At 64.6% G+C, this 20,965-nt stretch carries 19 protein-coding genes; 11 read left to right on the forward strand and 8 right to left on the reverse strand.

Annotated features, from left to right (window positions below; all coding sequences use genetic code 11):
- The first annotated feature begins 17 nt into the window (after positions 1-17).
- Both B2246_RS21310 and B2246_RS21315 read left to right on the forward strand, forming a co-directional pair.
- Positions 18-374: an ArsR/SmtB family transcription factor gene (locus B2246_RS21310; protein ID WP_008648072.1), complete on the forward strand. Its 357-nt coding sequence runs from the start codon at positions 18-20 to the stop codon at positions 372-374.
- Entirely contained in the window at positions 371-1,453 is a 1,083-nt protein-coding gene (locus B2246_RS21315; RefSeq protein ID WP_286881731.1) for an SRPBCC domain-containing protein, read from the forward strand. The genes B2246_RS21310 and B2246_RS21315 overlap by 4 nt, the downstream gene beginning before the upstream one ends.
- Positions 1,454-1,551: 98 nt before the next feature.
- Here the strand turns inward: B2246_RS21315 and B2246_RS21320 are convergent, their stop codons facing one another.
- The 6 genes from B2246_RS21320 to B2246_RS21345 form a co-directional block, all read right to left on the reverse strand.
- On the reverse strand, positions 1,552-2,904 hold the full coding sequence (locus B2246_RS21320) for a c-type cytochrome (RefSeq protein WP_286881732.1): 1,353 nt from the start codon (positions 2,902-2,904) through the stop codon (positions 1,552-1,554).
- 10 nt (positions 2,905-2,914) lie between these two features.
- Entirely contained in the window at positions 2,915-4,690 is a 1,776-nt protein-coding gene (locus B2246_RS21325; RefSeq protein ID WP_008648078.1) for a GMC family oxidoreductase, read from the reverse strand.
- A 2-nt stretch (positions 4,691-4,692) separates the two neighbouring features.
- Positions 4,693-5,424 carry a gluconate 2-dehydrogenase subunit 3 family protein gene (locus B2246_RS21330; RefSeq protein ID WP_186425129.1) on the reverse strand — a complete coding sequence of 244 codons (732 nt, stop codon included), beginning with the start codon at positions 5,422-5,424 and terminating at the stop codon, positions 4,693-4,695.
- 310 nt (positions 5,425-5,734) lie between these two features.
- Positions 5,735-6,229 (reverse strand): DNA-deoxyinosine glycosylase, encoded by a 495-nt coding sequence (locus tag B2246_RS21335; protein WP_186424919.1) that lies wholly within the window; start codon positions 6,227-6,229, stop codon positions 5,735-5,737.
- Positions 6,230-6,354: 125 nt separating this feature from the next.
- Positions 6,355-8,256: a molecular chaperone HtpG gene (htpG, locus tag B2246_RS21340; RefSeq protein WP_286881733.1), complete on the reverse strand. Its 1,902-nt coding sequence runs from the start codon at positions 8,254-8,256 to the stop codon at positions 6,355-6,357.
- A 101-nt stretch (positions 8,257-8,357) separates the two neighbouring features.
- Positions 8,358-9,914 carry a PLP-dependent aminotransferase family protein gene (locus B2246_RS21345; protein WP_286881735.1) on the reverse strand — a complete coding sequence of 519 codons (1,557 nt, stop codon included), beginning with the start codon at positions 9,912-9,914 and terminating at the stop codon, positions 8,358-8,360.
- An 84-nt stretch (positions 9,915-9,998) separates the two neighbouring features.
- On the opposite strand from B2246_RS21345, the gene B2246_RS21350 reads away from it, so the two are divergent.
- From B2246_RS21350 to B2246_RS21390, 9 genes are all read left to right on the forward strand, one after another.
- Complete coding sequence (locus tag B2246_RS21350) at positions 9,999-10,676, forward strand: VOC family protein (RefSeq protein ID WP_286881736.1); 678 nt, start codon at positions 9,999-10,001, stop codon at positions 10,674-10,676.
- Positions 10,677-10,703: 27 nt separating this feature from the next.
- Positions 10,704-11,420 (forward strand): alanyl-tRNA editing protein, encoded by a 717-nt coding sequence (locus tag B2246_RS21355; RefSeq protein ID WP_017515443.1) that lies wholly within the window; start codon positions 10,704-10,706, stop codon positions 11,418-11,420.
- A gap of 22 nt (positions 11,421-11,442) precedes the next feature.
- Positions 11,443-12,072 (forward strand): LysE family translocator, encoded by a 630-nt coding sequence (locus tag B2246_RS21360; RefSeq protein WP_008648093.1) that lies wholly within the window; start codon positions 11,443-11,445, stop codon positions 12,070-12,072.
- A gap of 7 nt (positions 12,073-12,079) precedes the next feature.
- On the forward strand, positions 12,080-13,054 hold the full coding sequence (locus tag B2246_RS21365; protein WP_286881737.1) for a DMT family transporter: 975 nt from the start codon (positions 12,080-12,082) through the stop codon (positions 13,052-13,054).
- A gap of 12 nt (positions 13,055-13,066) precedes the next feature.
- Positions 13,067-13,519, forward strand: a complete 453-nt coding sequence (locus B2246_RS21370; protein WP_008649984.1) for a RidA family protein — start codon at positions 13,067-13,069, stop codon at positions 13,517-13,519.
- A gap of 87 nt (positions 13,520-13,606) precedes the next feature.
- The gene (locus tag B2246_RS21375) at positions 13,607-14,794 is read left to right on the forward strand and encodes a PLP-dependent aminotransferase family protein (RefSeq protein ID WP_286881738.1); all 1,188 of its coding nucleotides are present in this window, start codon (positions 13,607-13,609) and stop codon (positions 14,792-14,794) included.
- 37 nt (positions 14,795-14,831) lie between these two features.
- The gene (locus B2246_RS21380; protein ID WP_286881739.1) at positions 14,832-15,476 is read left to right on the forward strand and encodes a glutathione S-transferase family protein; all 645 of its coding nucleotides are present in this window, start codon (positions 14,832-14,834) and stop codon (positions 15,474-15,476) included.
- 510 nt (positions 15,477-15,986) lie between these two features.
- Complete coding sequence (locus B2246_RS21385) at positions 15,987-17,663, forward strand: L-lactate permease (RefSeq protein ID WP_008649966.1); 1,677 nt, start codon at positions 15,987-15,989, stop codon at positions 17,661-17,663.
- Between the two features lie 109 nt (positions 17,664-17,772).
- A complete protein-coding gene (locus B2246_RS21390) occupies positions 17,773-19,605 on the forward strand; it encodes an ABC transporter ATP-binding protein (protein WP_286881740.1) in 1,833 nt (610 codons plus the stop codon).
- Between the two features lie 7 nt (positions 19,606-19,612).
- Here the strand turns inward: B2246_RS21390 and B2246_RS21395 are convergent, their stop codons facing one another.
- Both B2246_RS21395 and B2246_RS21400 read right to left on the reverse strand, forming a co-directional pair.
- Entirely contained in the window at positions 19,613-20,143 is a 531-nt protein-coding gene (locus tag B2246_RS21395; RefSeq protein ID WP_008649963.1) for a chromate transporter, read from the reverse strand.
- Positions 20,140-20,721 carry a chromate transporter gene (locus tag B2246_RS21400; protein WP_011517094.1) on the reverse strand — a complete coding sequence of 194 codons (582 nt, stop codon included), beginning with the start codon at positions 20,719-20,721 and terminating at the stop codon, positions 20,140-20,142. Before B2246_RS21400 ends, B2246_RS21395 begins: the two co-directional genes overlap by 4 nt.
- Positions 20,722-20,965: the final 244 nt, after the last annotated feature.

Raw genomic sequence — 20,965 nt, forward strand, 5'->3', positions numbered from 1 at the left:
ATGAGTTAAATGAGCGCATGCCCAATTCCGACGACCCGCTCTCCTCGGTTTTCGCCGCCCTGGCCGACCCCACGCGTCGCGCGATTCTTGCGCGGCTGGCGGAAGGTGAAGCCCCTGTGAGCGAACTCGCCCGTCCGTTCGACATGTCGGCTCCAGCCATCTCCAAGCACCTGCGTGTGCTGGCCGATGCTGGGCTGATCGAGCGGGAAGTCAACGCGCGTTGGCGCATCTGTCACTTGCGCCCCGGTGCGCTTCGCGACGCGCATGGCTGGCTGGAAACGTATCGGCGGCATTGGGAGGACAACCTCGACAGGCTCGTCGCCTTTGTCGAGCAGGCGCATACCGTCACCGATGACAAGGGGTTCAAGTCATGACCGAAGCAGCTACGTTTCATCTGGAGATGACCCGCCAGATTCGCGCGCCGCGCGAACGGGTCTTCGATGCGTTCACGGACCAGGCGGCGCTCGCGGCCTGGCATTGCCCGCGCGGCATGCGCGTGCTGGAAGCCAGCGCCGATGCACGGGTCGGCGGGCGCTATCGGCTTGTGATGGGTGGCCGTGACGGGTCGCAGCACATGGTCGGCGGCGAGTACCAGAAGATCGACCGCGCCAATTTCCTGGCCTACACCTGGCAGTGGGAAGGTGGCGAGTTGCCCGAAGGCACCCGCACGCTGATCGAGGTGACCCTGACAGACAAGGACGGCGGCACGCTCCTGCACATGCGTCACAGCGGTTTCCCGGACACCGCCACACGCGATGCGCACACCAGCGGCTGGCAATCGGTATTCAACCGTCTGAGCGACTACGTGGATGCCGAAGGCAGCGCGGGTACCGTCACCGTCTATGGCGATGGCCGCAGCACCTATGTCCGCACCGTGCGCATGGCGCTGGCAGAGAAAGGCATTGCGTACAAGCTCGATCCTCTGACGCCGCGGGACCCCGAATTGCTGAAGCACAACCCGTTTGGCCGCATTCCGGCCTTCACCGACGGTCCGCTGGAGTTCTTCGAGACACGCGCCATCCTGAGCTATATCGAGGAAGCATTCGATGGCCCAAGCCTGATCTCGCAGGCCGGCCCCACGGCCCGCGCACGCTGCGAGCAATGGATCAGCCTCATCAACTGCCACGCGTATGACGCCATGGTGCGCCGCTACGTGCTGCAGTACGTCTTCCCGAGTGGCGAGAACAGCCAGCCTGACCGCAAGACGATCGACGCCGCCCTGCCCGACATCGCCAAACAGCTCGATGCGCTCGAGCACGCCTACGGCGGTCGCGATTTTCTGGCGGGCAACACGCTGACGATGGCCGATCTGTTCTTCGCCCCGATCGTGGAGTACCTGGGACGCTTTCCGGAAAGTGCCGCGATGCTGGAATCACGCCCGAACATCCGGCGCGCTCACGCAGCGATGCGGGCACGGCCCAGTTACGCGGCCACACAGCCGAACTTCGGCTAACCAGAGCCCCAACCAGCGGGTAGCGGGTAGCGGGTAGCGGGTAGCGGGTAGCGGGTAGCGGGAGGCGGGAGGCGGCGGCCTCCCGCTTTCCCCGTCCGTCAGTTGTTCTCAGGCCGTTTCGGCTGAGACGCTGCGCCAACGGATTTGCGCACCTTCGCCACCTGGTCCGCGCTTACCGATGGCGCCTGATTCCCCCAGCTCGTCCGCACGAACGTCAGCACATCGGCGATATCCCGATCCGTCAGACGCTTGGCGAATCCGGGCATCCCGTAGTGCGTCGGGCCGGTCTTCGTCCATGGCATCTCGCCACCCACCAGGACGATGTGGATCAGCGAGGTTGGATCGTTGCTGTTCACGGTTGAGCTGAGCGCGATCCTCGGGAACGTACTCTCGTAGCCACTGCCACTCGTGCGGTGGCATGCGGCGCAGTTGTCGACGAAAGTCAGCGCGCCGTTGCTGCGATCCGTTCCGGCGCGCAGCTTGTCCGTCGCACTGGCATTCGCCGTCAACACGGCCGCACTGGGATTCACTGGCGCCAGCGTCTTCAGGTATGCCGCAATCGCCGTCAGATCAGCATCGTTCACGTGCTGCATGCTGTTCTCGACCACTTCCGACATGCCGCCGAATGCCGCTGAATGCTTGGTGCGCCCGCTCTTCAGGAACGCGAAGATCTCGTCCTGCGTCCACGTACCGAGACCATCCTTCCCGTCGCCGCGTAGATTCTTCGCCAGGAAGTTATCGATCACGCCTCCCGAGAGATAGGTCTTGCCGTCATCGCTCAGCGCCTTCTCCTGCAACCCCCAGCCACGAGGCGTGTGACAGGCGCCGCAGTGCGCGAGCCCCTCCACCAGATAGCGGCCGCGCGCCACCGGGTCATTGGATACCGGTGGGTCGTCGGTGGCCACCTCCGGGGCGAAAGCCATGCGCCAGAAACGCAATGGCCAGCGCATCGACAGCGGCCATGGAATATCGGTCGCCTTGTTGGCCCGCTCGATTGGCTGCACACCATGCATGAAGTACGCGTATAGCGCCTGCATGTCGGACGGCTTCACCTTCGCATACGAGGCATAGGGCATGGCCGGGTACAGCGTGGAGCCGTCCCTGGCTATGCCGTGGCGCACGGCGCGATCGAAATCGTCGTAGCTGAACGTGCCGATGCCGGAGCTTTTGTCCGGCGTGATGTTGGTCGAATAGATCCGGCCAATCGGCGATTCGATGCCAAGACCGCCTGCGAACGGCTTGCCGTTTTTCGCCGTGTGGCACGCCGCGCAGTCGGCCACCGTCGCGAGATAGCGGCCTCGCTCGACCAATTGCGCATCGGCGCCCGACACTTGCGCGGCAGTCGCCGAATCGCCCTGCCGGTCATCGGCGAACGCGCCGATGGTCCACGCCGACGCCGCCAGCAGCGCCGACACCGCCACCACCATTGTTGCTTTCTTGCTTGCTTTCATGGCCATCACCTCAAGCCTGAACCAGCGGCGCCGGGTGCTTCAAGTACTGCTCGCGGATAGCCTTCGCGGAGTGATAGGCAAGCGCGGCTACCAGACCGGTCGGGTTGTAGCCCATGTTCTGCGGGAACGCAGAGGCGCCCATGACGAACACGTTGTGTACATCCCAGCTCTGCAGATACTTGTTGACCACGCTGGTCTCGGGCGACGACCCCATCACTGCGCCGCCTGTCGTGTGCGTGGACTGATAGACGCGCGTGTCGTAGTGCTGGCCCTTCTTGCGGATGGCCTTGTAGTACGCCTCGGGCTTCATCGCCTTGGCCACCTCTTCCATGCGGGTGCCCATGTAATCCAGCATGGCGTACTCGTTGTCGTGCCAGTCGAAAGTCATGCGCATCAGCGGCAGGCCGTTGGCATCGCGATACGTCGGATCGAGATCGAGGTACGCATCGCGATATGGCATGACCGAGCCCGAAATGCCGATCGTCATATAGCGCTGGTACGCATCGACCACACCCGCTTTCCACTTGCTGCCCCACGCTGGCGTGCCGGGGACAGTCGGCGTCTGCTTGATGGGCCGGCCGCCATAACGTATATGGCGAATACTCGCCCCGCCGAGAAAGCCGAGCGGGCCATGATCGAACTGGTCGCCATTCAAGTCATCCAGCCCTACCCCGCCGGCACCTGTCCCGATGAACGGATTGAGCAGCGTGCCCTTGGGCAGCATCACGTTGACCGCGCCGTTCATCTGATACGCGTAGTTGCGGCCAACGACACCCTTGCCGGTTTTCGGGTCATACGGCGTACCGATGCCAGAGAGCAACAGCAGACGCACGTTGTGCAACTGGTACGCCGCGACGATCACGAGATCGGCGGGTTGCTCGACCTCTCGCCCCTGGGCGTCGATGTACAGCACGCCGGTCGCGCGCTTCTTGTCGGAATCGAGCAGGATCCTGGTGACTTGCGCCTTCGTGCGCAACTCGAAGTTGGGTTTCTTCAGCAGGACCGGCAGGATCGTCGTCTGCGGTGACGCCTTCGAGTACATGTAGCAGCCGAAGTCCTCGCAGAAGCCGCAGAAATTGCACGGCCCAAGGCGCACGCCGTAGGGATTCGTATAGGGCTCGGACGTATTCGCCGCCGGTGCCGGGTACGGGTGGAAGCCCGCCTCGCGCGCGGCTTTCTCAAACAGTTGCGCGCCGAGCGAATTCTTCAGCGCCGGGGTCGGGTACTCGCTCGACCGGTGGCCTTCGAGCGGATTGCCGCCCGGCTGGATCTTGCCATTCAGGTTGCCGGCCGTCCCCGACGTGCCGAACACTTTCTCGGCGAAGTCGAAGTGTGGCTCGAGTTCGTCGTACGTGACACCGAAGTCCTGCACCTGCATCCCTTCGGGAATGAACTTCTTGCCATAGCGATCCACGTAGCGGCTGCGCAACTGCAGTTCTTCCGGCAGAACGCGATAGTGCATGCCGTTCCAGTGAAAGCCCGCGCCGCCCACGCCATTGCCAAGCAGGAACGAGCCGTTCTGCCGATACGGCACCGCCAGGTCGTCCACGCCGTGACGGATCGTGACCGTCTCCCGGGAGAGATCCTGAAACAACTCTCCGCGCACGACGTACTTCAGTTCGTCGACGACTTTCGGATACTCGGCATCGGTCGGGGTATCGCGCATCGCGCCACGTTCGAGCGCCACGACGTCGAGCCCCGCATCGGTCAGTTCCTGGGCGAGAATCGCGCCAGTCCAGCCGAAACCGATCACCACGCAATCGACCTTGTCCTTCTTTATCGCCATGCTTATCCCCTCCGTCCGTCGATCGACACCGGACCATAGGGATACTTCACCCCTGGCTGATCGATCCAGTCCGCGAAATCCGCCCGTGCGCCGGGGAAGCCAACCATCTTCCAGCCCACCATGCCCTTGTTGCCGCCGTAGATCGGATCGGCAAAGAAGCCCTCTTTCGTGTTGTTCAGCAGATAGGAGAAGAACGTCCTGGCCGGTACCGCATCGAACGAGAGCTTGGCGTGTTCCATCTGGCCGAGCAGGCTTTCCTGGTCTTCCTTGGAGAGATCGGCAAATGCCTTGCCGCCATACTGCTTCTTGCAGTACTCGTCGCAAGCCTTCACGCCGAGACGATATATGTCGCGCGGTGCGAGATTCATCTGGAAGCCAAGCTCTGCGGGCACATCGGGATGAAATGGCCCCTGCATGTACCAAAGCTTGCCGTGCCCGTAGGGCGTGTCCATCTGCCGGTCGATATATTCCGGAACGCCCGCTTTAAGCGCACCCGGCCCCAATTCATCCTCTGGAATCAGCCGGTCGACCGCCGCCTGTACGAATTTCCATTCGTCGGCGGTGAAATAGTTGGGCTTGTAGGGCCCGACATTGCCGGCATTTGCGGATTGCGGCCCGGGAGACTCCGAGCACGCGGATTGTGATATCGCTGCACCTGTCGCAACGGATGCAGCGGGCACGACTGCCAGCATCTGCCGAAAAAATCGGCGACGCGGTTCTTGTTCCTGGGACATGGTCGTCTTCTCGTGTGGGGTACTTCGTGATGCCTTGGGGAAAAAAACGAAACACGTGGTGGAGCCTTGCACCATTAAAGAAACGGCCATGCCTGGGCGAGCATGACCGAATCATTGACTTATCAAGTGAATATCATAGTCAATGATTCGGCCGAGGATTCTGAATATTTCCAGTAGGCGAATTGATTTTTTTGAATTGGGCGCCCGATTTGCGTTGCATCAAATCGAGGTCTCGCCTACGTACGAGCGCGTGTGCCAACCATGCGCTGGAGATGCGCACGACCGTACAGCAGAATTCAGCGTCGACGGATCAGTCGAGCCAGTCGCGCAGGCTCTCCCAGGCCTTGCGTTTTTCCGCATAGGCCAGCGTGTAAGCCGGGCTGCTCGATGGCAATCGGAGAATCGCATGGCGATCGCCATGGTCCCGAAGCGTCTTCTCGCCGATCTTCGCGGCTGTGCCGCCATTGAATGCGATGGCCTTGAGCGTCGGCAGCGTCGCGATCAGGCCGATCAGATCGTTGCCCTGATGGTCGCGGATGCTGCTATCGAGGCTGCCCTCGCGTCGCGCCTCGGCCACAACGTCCCACAGGCCGACGCGATGGCCGAGCAGTGTCTGCAATCTAGCTTCGTACTCGAAGCCGACCAGATCGACGCCGAGCACATCGCTCATCAAATGCCAGAAACGATTCTGCTTGTGCGCGTAATAGCGTGACTGCGCGAGAGAGACTTCGCCCGGCAGGCTGCCGAGCACAAGCACGCGAGTGTGAATGTCGACGACCGGAGGAAAGCAGCGCTTGGTGGTCATCGGGAAGGGGTACTGGAAGCTGGAAAGTCCTGCCCTCCCCCGCGATACCCTTTCCCATGCGCGGGAAGAAGGGTCGGGTGAGAGGGCAGGCGTTTCATACGACGATACCGAAACGACGATACCGATCAGGCCAGCAGTCGATTCACCCGTTGCACATAGGCAGCCGGATCGTCAAGCATGCCGCCTTCGGCCAGCAACGCCTGGTCGAACAGCACGCGCACGCGGTCACCGAAGGCTTCGCCATCCGGCAGATCGCGCAGCTTCTTCACCAGCGCGTGTTCCGGATTCAGCTCCAGGATCGGCTGGGCATCGGGCGACTTCTGGCCAGCCTGCTTTAGCAGACGCTGCAGGTAGCCGCTCATGTCGCCATCGTCGGACACCAGGCACGATGCCGAATCCGTCAGGCGCAGCGTCACGCGTACGTCCTTGGCCTTGCCTTCGAGCACGGACTTCGCGCGGTCGACCACTTCCTTCCAGTCGGCACTGGCCTTCTCCTGCTCGGCCTTCTCGGCTTCGTCGGCCAGCGCGCCCAGGTCCAGGTCGCCACGGGCCACCGATACCAGTTGCTTGCCGTCGAACTCGTGCAGGTAAGACAGCAGCCATTCGTCAACGCGGTCAGTCAGCAGCACCACTTCGATGCCCTTCTTGCGGAACACCTCGAGGTGTGGGCTCGACTTCGCCGCCACCCAGGTATCGGCCGTGACGTAGTAGATCTTGTCCTGACCTTCCTTCATGCGGCCCACGTAGTCGACCAGCGAGACCGACTGTTCAGCCGTGTCGCCATGCGTGGTCGCGAAGCGCAGCAGCTTGGCGATGCGCTCGCCGTTGCCATGGTCTTCGCCAACGCCTTCCTTGAGCACCTGACCGAACTGTTCCCAGAAGGTCTTGTACTTGGCGCGTTCGGCTTCGTCTTCGCTATCGGCCATTGCTTCCAGCATCGACAGCACGCGCTTGGCGCAGCCCTCGCGGATGGCCTTCACGTCGCGGCTCTCCTGCAGCAGTTCACGCGACACGTTCAGCGGCAGGTCCGCCGAATCGACCACGCCCTTGACCCAGCGCAGGTACGCTGGCAAGAGCTGGTCCGCGTCATCCATGATGAACACGCGCTTCACGTACAGCTTCAGGCCGGCCTTGTGATTGCGGTCCCACAGGTCGAACGGCGCGCGCGCCGGGATGTACAGCAGCTGCGTGTACTCGCTACGGCCTTCCACGCGATTGTGGGTCCAGGCCAGCGGCGCCTCGTGATCGTGCGCGATGTGCTGATAGAACGCCTGGTACTGCTCGTCCGTGATGTCCGACTTGCTGCGAGTCCAGAGCGCGCTGGCCTGGTTCACGCTTTCCCACTCGCCCGTGACCTTCTGCTGCTGCGCCTCGGCATCCCATTCCTCCTTGGGCATCCGGATCGGCAGCGAAATGTGGTCCGAGTACTTGCGGATGATGTTCTGCAGGCGGTACGACGACAGGAAGTCGTCCTCGCCCTCGCGCAGATGCAGCGTGATCGTGCTGCCGCGCTCGGCGCGGTTGATCGCATCGATGCTGAACTCGCCGTCGCCGGCGCTTTCCCAGCGCACGGCCTCGTCGGCGGCAACACCCGCGCGACGCGTTTCCACGGTGACCTTGTCGGCCACGATGAATGCCGAGTAGAAGCCCACGCCAAACTGGCCGATCAGCGCGGCGTCTTTCTGCTGGTCGCCGGAAAGCTGCTGGAAGAACTCCTTGGTGCCCGACCGCGCGATGGTGCCGAGATTGCGGATCGCCTCGTCACGGCTCATGCCGATGCCGTTGTCGGTGATCTTCAGCGTGCGGGCGGCGGGATCGGCTTCGATCCGGATCGCCAGGTCGGCATCGTTCTCGAGCAGCGCGGGATTCGCGATCGCCTCGAAGCGCAGCTTGTCGGTGGCGTCGGAAGCATTCGATACCAGCTCGCGCAGGAAGATCTCCTTGTTGCTGTACAGCGAGTGGATCATCAGGTGCAGTAGCTGCTTCACTTCCGCCTGGAAGCTCATCGTTTCGTGCGGTGCGGTCATGGTTCTCCTCTTGAAAACGAAAACGGGCGCGTATTTGCCCTGGTCCGTGGGATCCGGACCGGGATCGATGCGTGTGGAAATAGGGATCGGCAGCCGGTTTTTCAAGCCCCGGCGTTGGCGGGCAGGCCAGACAGCGCTGACAGGCCCGACAGGCCGGACAAGCGGTCCATCTGGCCGGCCAGGAACCGGAGCATGCCCGGATCGCTGCTGCTGGCCACGTTGAAGCGCGTCCACGTGGAAGGCATCTGCGACGGCGAAAACAGGCTGCCCGGCGCGAACAGATAGCCTTCCTCGTGCCCGGCCGTGGCGATCACGTTGGTGTCCACGCCGGTATCGGCCCACAGGTAGATGCCCGCATGATTGCCCGGGAAGATGCGCAAACCCAGCCGCTCGAGCTGCTCGCGCGTCTCGTCACGCGCCCGGTCCAGCCGGCCGCGCACGCGCTCCACGTGCTTGCGGTAGTGCCCTTCCGTCAGCACCTTGTAGACCACGCGTTCGTTGACTTCGGGCGAGGCCATGCCGGTCACGAGCTTGCTGTCGGTCAAGGTCACGGCCAGGTCCGGACTGGCGGCGATAAAGCCCACGCGCAGGTTGGCGGCCAGCGTCTTGGAGAAGCTGCCCAGGTAGATCACGCGCTTGAGCTGGTCCAGGCTGGCCAGCCGGGTAGCGGCGTGGCCCGGAGGGCAGAGATCGCTGTAGATGTCATCCTCGACGATCGTGAAATCGTACTGTTCGGCCAGTTGCAGCAGCCGGAAAGCGCGGGCGGCGGACAGCGACGTCCCGGTCGGGTTGTGCAGCACGGAGTTGACCACCAGCAGCTTCGGCCGGTGTGCCTGGACGATCCGTTCCAGCGCCTCCACGTCGGGGCCCTCCACGGTATAGGGCACACCGATCACGTTGGCGCCCTGCGTGGCGAAGCGGGCGAACATTACGAACCAGGCCGGGTCGCCTACCACCACCGTGTCGCCCGGCTGCAGGAACTGGCGCGCGATCAGGTCGAACGCCTGCGTGATGCCGGACGTCATCACGATCTGGTCCGGCGTGACGCCGATCTCCAGTTCTTCGAGCCGCGTGCGCAGTTGCTGCCGCAGTGGCAGAAAACCCTGCGGCGTGCCGCTGACCAGGAAATGGCTGCCGGGCTGACGGCCCAGGCTGCGCAGCGCGCCCGACACGAGTTCCCCGTCCAGCCATTCGTTGGGCAGGAAGCCCCAGCCGGGCGCCTTGTGGCTCTCGGCCGAATGGAACATGCTGCGCAGCAGCCAGGTGACATCGACGTTGCGGATCGCGGGCGTGGCCGGTGGCGCCACGGTGGACGCGAGCGGCGTGCGCTCACGGACGTAGAAGCCCGAGCCGCGGCGCGATTCGAGGTAGCCCAGCGCCACCAGCCGCTCATAGGCCTCCACCACGGTAAAACGCGAAATGCTCTTCTCGGTCGCCAACTGACGGATCGACGGCATACGCATGCCAGCCCGGAACACCCGTTCGTCGATACGCAGCCGCGCCCACTCGGTCAACTGCTCCACCAGCGTCATCTGCGCCGACGGAATCGGGTCCGGAAGCTGCTCGAGCCCCGTCGCCGGCATCACGAGCCGCAACGGCCGTGTGCCGCCTGCGGCACTGCCAAGATCCCCCCGGCTATCCTTCTGGCTACCTTCCATGTGGCGCTCCCGCAACTGTACTGAAGACGATCTGCTCAACTGTATCGGTACTGTACCGACGAGCTTGACTAACATCAACCGACCATGACACTTGCCATCGACCATCTCGTGATTGCCGCGCCCGACCTGGACTCAGGCGCCGAGTATGTGGCCAGCGCGCTCGGCGTCGCTCCACAATGCGGCGGCACGCACCCGCGCATGGGCACGCACAACCGCGTGATGGGCCTCTACGGTGGCCTGTACCTCGAAGTCATCGCGATCGATCCGTCGGCGGCCGCACCTGATCGGCCACGCTGGTTCGGCCTGGATGGCGACCTGATGCGCCAGCGGCTGCGCGATGGCCCGTTCCTGGCGCACTGGGCGGCCCGCGTCGAGCGTCCGGCCGATCGGTCGCGCTGGCAGGCGCAGTACCCGGACCGGATCGCCCCGGTCATTCCCATGACGCGCGGCGACCTGCGCTGGCGCCTGACCGTGCCTGACGACGGCAGCCTGCCCGCCTGGACCGGCGAGGTGGCGAATGCGGGCGATGGCCTGTTTCCCACGCTGATCCAGTGGGACGTGGCAAACCATCCGGCAGTCAGCCTGCCGGGCCACGACCTGGCGTTGCGCCGACTGCACGGCCAGCATCCGCACGCGGAACTGTTGCGCCAAGGATTGGCGTGGATCGGCGCCACGGACCTGATCGAGATCGAACAAGGCGACGGCCCGCCTCTGCTGGCCGCCGACATCGAAACCCCAGCGGGCATCAAGACCCTGCGATAAACGACACACACCAAAGGAGCTCCCCCGATGCCCGCCACCACACAAAAGCGCTTCGACGACGACGCCTACCTGGACCACTGCCAGGCCACGGTGCTGGCCGTCAGCGAAGCCGGCATCGAACTCGACCAGACCGTCTGCTACGCGCGTAGCGGTGGACAAGCGGGCGACACCGGCACCCTGACCACCGCCGACGGCCGCATCGTCACACTGGCCGATACCGTCTACGCCGACGACCGCCAGCGCATCCTGCACGTCCCCGCCCCCGACGCCCCGGCGCTGCAGGCCGGCGACCGTGTCGAAGTGAAGATCGACTGGGCCCGCCGCCACCGGCTGATGCGCCTGCATACGTGCCTGCATCTGCTCGGGTCGCTGATCCCGGTGCCGGTGACGGGCTGCGGCATCTCGCCTGACTCCGCGCGCATCGACTTCGACCTGCCCGAATCCACGCTCGACAAGGCCGTGCTGACCGAACAGCTCAACGCGCTGATCAACGCGAAGACGCCGGTCACCATCGACCGCATCACGCCCGAAGAACTGGCCGCCCAGCCCGACCTCGTGCGCACGATCGGCGCGGCGCCGCCGGCCGGCACATCGACGATCCGCATCATCGAGATTCCCGGCGTGGACCGTCAGCCCTGCGGCGGCACGCACGTGGCCAACACGGGCGAGATCGGCGCGGTGACCGTGACCAAGATCGAGAAGAAAAGCCGCACGAACCGCCGTGTGGTCGTGAACTTCGCATAACAGCACCCCCGAAACACAGAATATGGAAGCCTGGCTCACGGGGCTCTCGACAGCCCAGTTCCTTGCATTGGTCACGCTGCTCGCGGTGGGCGCCTTCACGCCCGGCCCGAACACGACGATCGCCGCCGTCACCGGCGCCAACTTCGGCCTGCGCGCCACGCTCCCGCATTGCGTCGGGGTGTCGTTCGGCTTCGCCAGCATCGTTGCGCTGTGCACCACCGGGGTCGGCGCGCTGATCCTGGCCAGCCCGATGCTGGCCACCGTGATTCATGTGGTGGGCGTGCTCTATCTGCTGTGGCTGGCGTATCGCATCGCGCGCAGCACGTCGCTGGCGGAAAAGACTGTGCTCAAGCCGATGAATGTCTGGCAATCGGCGGCACTGCAGTACGCCAACATCAAGGCATGGATGCTGGCGCTGGCGGTGGCCGCGTCGTACATGGCGGGCGCCCCCTCGCCGGGGCAACGCGTGGTGCTGGTCAGCGCGATATTCGCGCTGTTCGGCTTCTTCAGCAATGGCGCCTATGGCGTGCTTGGCGCATCGCTGCGGCGCTGGCTGATGGAGGGCAATCGCGTGCGCTGGTTCAACGGCACGATGGGCCTGGCACTGGCGCTGACCGCCGTCTGGATCGCCGTCGCAGGCCAACCGCATTGAGAGCATCATGAAGGACCCGAATCACTCCCCTCCCTCCGGCGGCATGCTGCTGGGCTTCATCGGCGTGGCGATCTTCAGCCAGACGCTGCCTTTCACGCGCATGGCCGTGGCCGAGCTGGACGCGACGTTCGTCGCGCTCGGACGCGCCGTGGTCGCCGCCGCGCTGGCGCTCGCGCTGCTGGCAATGCGCGGCGCCCTGGCATCAGGCCGGCGACCGCGCGGTGGCCAATGGCTCCGGCTGATCGTGACCGCACTGGGCGTGGTGGTCGGTTTTCCCGTGTTTTCGTCGCTGGCCATGCGCGAAGTGCCGTCCGGGCATGGCGCGATCGTGATTGGCCTGCTGCCGCTGGCCACCGCGGTGTTCGCCGCATGGTTCGGCAATGAACGGCCGTCGCTGGGCTTCTGGCTGTCCGCCGTGGCCGGCAGCGCGCTCGTGGTGGCCTTCGCCCTGTGGCAAGGCGCGGGCGGGCTGCAACATGCCGACTGGTACCTGTTCCTGGCGGTGGTGCTTGGTGCGCTCGGTTATGCCGAAGGCGGCAAGCTCTCGCGCGAACTGGGCGGGCTGGAGACGATCAGCTGGGCGCTGGTGGTCTCGCTGCCCGTGCTGGCGCCCGTGGTGGCCTGGCTGGGGCTGGAACATGCAGCATCCATCGCCGCCGCGTCGCCCCGCGCGTGGCTGGGCATGGCCTATGTGTCGGTGTTCTCGATGTTCATCGGCTTCCTGTTCTGGTACGCCGGACTCGCAAAAGGCGGCGTGGCGCGCGTAGGCCAGATACAATTGCTCCAGCCGTTCCTCACGCTGGCGGGCGGCGCGCTGATCCTGGCCGAGCCCCTCGATGCCGCCACCGTCGCTTTCGCAGTGGCGGTGATCGCCGTGGTGGCCCTTGGCCGACGCGCCGCAGTGCGCAACACCGCACCCGCCATGCCATTGGCATCCGCCGCCGAGGAGGCGCCCCCTATCCTTCCAGGACGACTTCACTGACAGGAGACATGCATGTCCGTCTATGACACCCTTGCCCGTCTGGGCGTGGAACTGCCCTCGGCCGGCGCCCCCGCCGCTGCCTATGTCATGGCAGCGACCACCGGCAACACCGTATTCCTGTCCGGCCATATCGCCAGGAAGGATGGCAAGCCCTGGGCTGGCAAGCTCGGCAAGGATATCGACACCGAATCCGGCAAGCAGGCCGCGCGCGCCATCGCCATCGACCTGCTGGCCACGCTGCACGCCCATATCGGCGACCTGAACCGCGTCAAGCGCATCGTCAAGGTGATGAGCCTGGTGAACTCGACGCCTGAGTTCACTGAACAGCATCTGGTCACCAACGGCTGCTCGGAGTTTCTGGCCGAGGTGTTCGGCGAGAAAGGCAAGCACGCACGCAGCGCGTTCGGCGTGGCGCAGATTCCGCTGGGGGCCTGCGTCGAGATCGAAATGATCGTCGAGATCTGACGCCGTCGAAAACCACGTAAAACAGATAATGCCGCGCCGCCTCTTGCGGAGGCCGGCGCATTGAATTCCCCCACCACGAGACCAATCATGAAATGGGCCATCTCCCGCCGGGCGCAGCAACTGACCAGCTCGGCCATCCGTGAAATCCTGAAAGTCACCGAGCGTCCGGAAGTTATTTCGTTCGCCGGCGGCCTGCCCTCGCCGGCTTCGTTCCCGGTAGCGGCCATGGAAGCGGCAGTGGCCCGTGTATTCGCCGACAACCCGCAAGGCGCGCTGCAATACGCGGCCACAGAAGGCTACATGCCGCTGCGCGAGTTCGTGGCCAAGCGCTACAACGTCGATGTGGAACGCGTGATGATCACCACGGGTTCGCAACAGGCGCTGGACCTGATCGCCAAGGTGATGATCGACCCGGGCAGCCCGGTGCTGGTGGAAACGCCGAGCTACCTGGGCGCGCTGCAGGCGTTCTCGCTGTTCGAGCCGGAATTCGTGTCGATCCCGACCGACGAAAAGGGCCTGATCCCCGAGGCGCTGACGCCCGAACTGACCGCCGGCGCGCGCTTCCTGTACGCCCTGCCGAACTTCCAGAACCCCACCGGCCGCCGCCTGCCGCTGGAGCGCCGCCAGGAGCTGGTCAAGCGCGCCAAGGAACTCGGCGTGCTGCTGGTCGAGGACGATCCGTACGGCGAACTGAGCTACTCGGGCAACCAGTTGCCGTCGCTGCTGTCGATGAACCCGGACGGCGTGATCTACATGGGCTCGTTCTCGAAGATCCTGGCGCCCGGTATGCGCCTGGGTTTCGTCATCGCCCCGCCCGACCTGCATTTCAAGCTGTGCCAGGCCAAGCAGGCCTCGGACCTGCACACGCCGACGTTCACGCAGCGCATTGCCTACGAAACGATCAAGGACGGCCTGCTCGAACGGCACATCCCGACCATTCGCGAACTCTACGGCAAGCAATGCGCGTTCATGCTGGACGCGCTGAAGCGCCACATGCCGACCGGCGTGACCTGGAACGCGCCCGAGGGCGGCATGTTCATCTGGGTGGAGCTGCCTGAGGGTCTGGACAGCATGAAGATTCTGGAAGAAGCCGTGCGCCGCAACGTGGCCTACGTGCCGGGCGCGCCGTTCTACGCGGGCAGCCCGCGCAAGAACACGCTGCGCCTGGCGTTCGTGACCGTATCGGCCGAGCGCATCGAGCAGGGCGTGTCGATCCTCGGCGAGGTGTTCCGCGAAGCGATCGCGCAAGCCGCGCCGCAGGCACGGGCGGCCTGAGCCGGCACGCTACAACCAACCCGAGGAGCCATCGAACATGCTTCGCATCTGGGGCAGGCTGTCGTCAATCAATGTCCAGAAGGTGGTCTGGTGCGCGCGCGAGCTGCATCTGGACCACGAGCGCATCGACATCGGCAATCAGAAGGGCGAGCTCGATACCGAGGCTTACGTACGTCTCAACCCGAACCGCATGATTCCGGTGATCGAGGATTTCCGCGACACCGACGTGGCCGGCGAGCCGTTCGTGCTGTGGGAATCGAACGCGATCGTGCGCTACCTGTGCGCGCGCTATGGCGAGGACACGCTGTGGCCCTCGGACGTCAAGGCGCGCGCCTCGGCGGACCGCTGGATGGACTGGCAGACCACGACGTTCAGCCCGGCGATGGTCCAGGCGTTCCTGCAACTGGTTCGCACGCCGGCAGACAAGCGTGACGAGGCCGTCATCGAGAAATCGTGCGAGCGCGCCGAGCCGCTGGCGAAGATGCTCGACGACGCGCTGGAAGGCCGCGAGTTCATTGGTGGCGATCGCTTCACGATGGCCGACATCTCGCTGGCCTGCGCGGCGCACCGCTGGATGGGCATGCCAAAGGCCCACACAGCCCGGCCCAACCTGGGGCGCTGGCTCGCGGCCATGCGGGCGCGTCCGGCGGCCACCGGCATCCTCGAGCTGCCGCTCAAGTAAATCGTTGTATTGCGGTCACCGCCCAGCCGGCCGGTGACCGCCTCCCCTCCCTCTGCCTGTGCGGAACAAGTCACTACGCAAGCCCGCGTTTTCAGTGACCACGGCGTTGGTTTTACGCCCTTCCCTCCACATCCCCTATTTCGAACACTCGTATTAAGGAGTAGTCTCGCGCGAGAGCGTGAGGTGCTTCAGCCTGCCCCCGAGCAAACCCTGATCCCTGAATCCGGCTCATCATTCCGATGATCCGATTTAAGGCAGGCGGCCCGGGACCCATCCTTACAATCCCCCTTCTGTCCACTTTGGGGCGCTATCAAAATGAAGTGGAGCGGTTCTGGCCAAACGTACGGCGGCAGACTGTAGAAGTCGTACGGCAAGGCCGTGCAACGACGCCTGACTCATTTTGATAGCGCCTCCCAGGGGCGCTATCGTCGCTTGAACGGGCATTTGCATTCCGGCAGCCCAGGCCCGTCAGAGGCAAGCTGTCGTTTCAATCCAGAGGAGGATTCAATCGTGTGGAGTCAAGTGTATGACCCGCTCGGCAGTATGGCGTTGTCCACTATTGCCGCCGCGGTTCCGGTTGTCGTGCTGCTCGCAGCGCTGGCGTTCTTTCACATGCAGGCCCACCTGGCGGCCGGGCTGGCGCTGGTCGTCGGCGTCGTTGTGGCGTCATTCGTGTTCGGAATGCCTGCGGAAATGGCTGGCAAAGCCGCCGGGCTCGGCATCATCTCCGGCTTGTTCCCGATTGGCTGGATCGTCCTCAATATCATCTTCCTGCACCGGCTGACCACGATAAACGGGTCATTCAAGGTGTTGCAGAACTCGATCTCGGGCGTCACCGAAGATCGCCGCCTGCAGCTCCTGCTGGTGGCATTCAGCTTTGGCGCGTTCTTCGAAGGCGCAGCCGGCTTCGGCACGCCTGTAGCCGTGACCGGCGCCATCCTGATCGGCCTGGGCTTCTCGCCGCTGGCTGCATCGGGCCTGGCGCTGATCGCCAACACCGCGCCGGTGGCATTCGGCGCGCTCGGCGCGCCGATCATCGGCCTGTCCTCGGTGACCGGCATTGATCAGGTGCAACTCTCCGCGATGATCGGCCGCCAGTTGCCGTTCTTCTCGGTGCTGGTGCCGTTCTGGCTGATCTGGGCGTTCGCGGGCTTCCGCGGCATGCTGGCGATCTGGCCGGCGATCCTGGTGGCCGGCGTCAGCTTCGCGGTGCCGCAGTTCCTGGTGTCGAACTTCCACGGCCCGTGGCTGGTGGACGTGATTTCGGCGCTGGTCTCAATGGGCTGCCTGACCGCCTTCCTGAAGATCTGGCATCCGAAGGAAATCTGGACCTCGACGCGCATCCTGGGCCGTCACGACGATTCCAAGGTCGACAATGCCGAAGCCCTCGAAGCCGACGCCAAGGCCAACGCCGCATCGGCCAACATCTCGGTGATCAAGGCGTGGATGCCTTGGGTGATCCTGACCGTCTTCGTGTTCGTCTGGGGCATCCCCGAGTTCAAGAAGCTGATGGACGGCGTATGGCAATGGAAGTACGCGATCCCGGGTCTGGACAAGGCCGTGCTCAAGGGCCCGCCCGTGGTGGCAAAGCAAATCGCCGAACCAGCCGTGTTCGCATTCAACGTGCTGTCGATGGCGGGTACCGGCATTCTGGTGTCGGCCCTGGTCGGCGGCCTGCTGATGGGTTATTCGATCCCGCGCCTGATCAAGGAGTACTTCGAGACGATCAAGCTCGTGCGCTACTCGCTGTTGACGATCTGCGCGATGTTCGGCATCGGCTACCTGACTCGCTACTCGGGTCTGGACGCCACGCTGGGCCTGGCTTTCGCACAGACCGGCGTGCTCTACCCGCTGTTCGGCACGATGCTGGGCTGGCTGGGCGTGGCGCTGACGGGCTCGGACACCGCATCGAACGTGCTGTTCGGCGGCCTGCAGAAGACCACGGCGGAACAGCTTGGCCTGTCTCCGACCCTGATGGCCGCGGCCAACAGCTCGGGCGGCGTGATGGGCAAGATGATCGATGCACAGTCGATCGTGGTGGCTTCCACCGCCACCAAGTGGTATGGCCACGAAGGCGAGATTCTGCGCTACGTGTTCTTCCACTCGATCGCGCTGGCGCTGATGGTCGGTATCTTCGTGACGCTGCAGGCGTATGTGCATCCGTTCACGCTGATGGTGATCCACTGATCCACCAGCCATCATCCGCTTCAGTCTTCAAGCCCCGCCCTCGAGCGGGGCTTTTTCATGGGCGTATCATGATCGGCTCACCCAGCAGACCTGACGAGGATCGCCCCCCATGCTGATGCGCCGTCTGGAAAGACTGATCGACCCGTTCCGCGGCCTGCCCGACAGCCAGCCGCCGGAAAGCGTGTGGCGCTTCTATGCCCATTTCCTGCGCGAAGTCCGCGGCGTCTTCGCGGCGTTGCTGATCGTCGGCCTGATCGGAGCGCTGGTCGAAGTGGCACTCTTCAGCTTTCTCGGCCGGCTGGTCGATCTGGCGCGCGAGACGCCCGACGGGTCGTTCTTCGCACGCCACCAGAACGAATTGTTGTGGATGGCGTTCGTCGCGCTGATCCTTCGCCCGCTGATGATCGGGGCCCACGACGTGCTGGTCCACCAGGTGATCAACCCGAGCCTGGCCAACATGATCCGTTGGCAGAACCACCGCTACGTGCTCAAGCAGAGCCTGTCGTTCTTCCAGAACGACTTCGCCGGCCGCATCGCGCAGCGGATCATGCAGACCGGCTACTCGCTGCGCGACTCGGCCGTGCAGGCGGTAGACGCGCTCTGGCACGTGATCGTCTACGCGGTCAGTTCGCTGGCGCTGTTCGCCGAGGCCGACTGGCGGCTGACGATTCCGTTGCTCATCTGGATCGTCGGGTACATCGCAGCGCTGGCGTGGTTCACGCCGCGCGTCAAGCAACGCTCCGTGGTGGCCACCGACGCGCGCTCGCGCCTGATGGGCCGCATCGTCGACGGCTATACCAACATCACCACGCTCAAGCTGTTCGCCCACTCGCAGCATGAGGAGACCTACGCGCGCGATGCGATGGCCGACCAGACCGACAAGGTCCGGCAGGCCGGCCGGATGGTCAGCGCGATGGACGTCACGGTGACCACGCTGAACGGCCTGCTGATCGCTGGCACCACGGGCATCGCGCTGTGGCTGTGGAACCAGGGGCTGGTCACCACGGGCGCCATTGCGTTGTCCACGGGGCTGGTCATCCGGATCAACAACATGTCCGGCTGGATCATGTGGGTGGTCAACGGCATCTTCGAGAACGTGGGCCAGGTGCAGGACGGCATGAAGACCATCGCCGTGCCACGTCGCGTGCTCGACCGTCCCGATGCGCAGCCGCTCGACATCCGCCAGGGCGAGGTCAGGTTCGACCATGTCGGCTTCCACTACGGCAAGGGCAGCGGCGTCATCGACAACGTGAACCTCGTGGTGCGGCCCGGCGAGAAGATCGGACTGGTCGGTCCGTCTGGCGCGGGCAAGTCGACGCTCGTCAACCTGCTGCTACGGCTCTACGACGTGGAGACCGGCCACATCCTGATCGACGGCCAGGACATTGCCGGCGTGACGCAGGAAAGCCTGCGCGCGCAGATCGGCATGGTCACGCAGGACACATCACTGCTGCACCGCTCGATTCGCGACAACCTGCGCTACGGCAAGCCCGACAGCACAGAGGCCGAGTTGCACGAGGCTTTGCGTCAGGCCCGCGCCGACGACTTCATGGACCTGCTGGTCGACTCGCACGGCAATCACGGGCTGGATGCGCTGGTCGGGGAGCGCGGCGTGAAGCTCTCGGGCGGGCAGCGGCAGCGCATCGCCATCGCGCGGGTGTTGCTGAAGAACGCACCGATCCTGATCCTCGATGAAGCCACGTCCGCGCTGGACTCGGAAGTGGAATCCGCGATTCAGGAAAGCCTGGAGGCGCTGATGCACGGCAAGACCGTGATCGCCATCGCGCACCGGCTATCGACGATTGCCCGCATGGATCGTCTGGTAGTGCTCGACGGCGGCCGCATCGTCGAAAGCGGCACGCACGCCGAATTGCTGGCGGATGGTGGCCTGTATGCGCGGCTTTGGACGCACCAGACCGGGGGCTTCGTCGGCGTCGATTGATCCGCCGTCAGACCAGCCCCAGCAGCCCTGCCCCGGCGCCAAGCGCCACCAGGGCCAGCGGGTGCACCTTCGTCTTCAGCATCAGCCCCACCGTCACCAGCGTCACGAGCGCGGCCGTCCAGCTATGGTCCACGCTGCCGGCCAGCACCCACCCCGTGGACATGAGCAGGCCGATGGTCAATGCAGACAGGCCGCGTCGGATCAGGCCGGGCCATACTGCGTGCGGCGAACGGCCCGCGAAGTATTCGAAACCGAGCGCGATGACGCTCGACGGCCCGCAGATGCCGGCCATCGACGCGAACGCACCGGCCGGCCCGGCCACCTGCCAGCCGAACAGCGCGACAAACAGAATGTTGGGCCCGGGAGACGCCTGCGAGATGGCATAGAGCGCGGCAAATTGCTCGTCGCTCATCCAGCCATTCGCTTCGACCAGGAAGCGATGCATGTCGGGAATCACGGAACCGCCGCCACCGACGGCCAGCAACGAGAGCATGCCGAAGTGGCCAAGCAGGCTGCGCAGGATCTCGGGCGAAGTCATGCGCCCCCCTTGCGCATCGCGCGGTATTCGAGCACCAGCGCAACGGGCACCAGCACGGCCATCACCGGCAACAGCGGCCAGCGCAGCAGGCCAATCGCAACGAACGCGGCAACCCCAACGGCAATCGCGCGCACGGTGCGCGGCTGACTTTGCGCCAGCTTCACGCCCGTCGACAGCACCAGCCCCGCCGCCACCGCAGTCATGCCCGCCAGCATCTGCCGTACGGCGGTCACATCCTGGAAGCGCAGGTACAGGCCCATCGCGCAGAGCACCACGACCAGCGGCATCAGCACCAATCCGGCGAATGCGGCCAACGCGCCGCGCAGTCCGGCGAAGCGCAGGCCGAGCATCAACGCCAGGTTGATCACGTTCGGCCCCGGCAGCACCTGCCCGAGGCTCAGAATCTCGACGAAATCGCGGTCATTGAGCCAGCGGTTGCGTTCGACGACGGACCGTCGCACGAATGGCAGCACGCCGCCAAACCCTGACAGCCCCATGCGAGCAAATTCGATGAACAACGTACGGGGCGTGGGAGCCGGCGCAAGCTCGGACTCAACGGGAATCGGCGTGGAGGACATGGTCTTGATGATCTTCTTATGCCCGCGCACTGGAGGAATTGGGGGCAACCGACATGGTACGGCAATCCCGCACGGCGGCACGCGCCCGGGGTCATCACGGATTGGAAAGAGGGGGTCTCGATTGGCGATGCCGCAGGATGGGAGTGATGCGTGCAGTGTCGCGGATTATGCGACTTGCCCTGTCCCGTGGGGCCGGAGCGGTGAGAGCCCCGACAGCAACTCACATGCCGAGGGTTCGCTCCCC

Origin of the sequence: Cupriavidus sp. UBA2010 (assembly GCF_002335265.1) — a bacterium.
Classification (GTDB): Bacteria; Pseudomonadota; Gammaproteobacteria; order Burkholderiales; family Burkholderiaceae; genus Cupriavidus; species Cupriavidus metallidurans.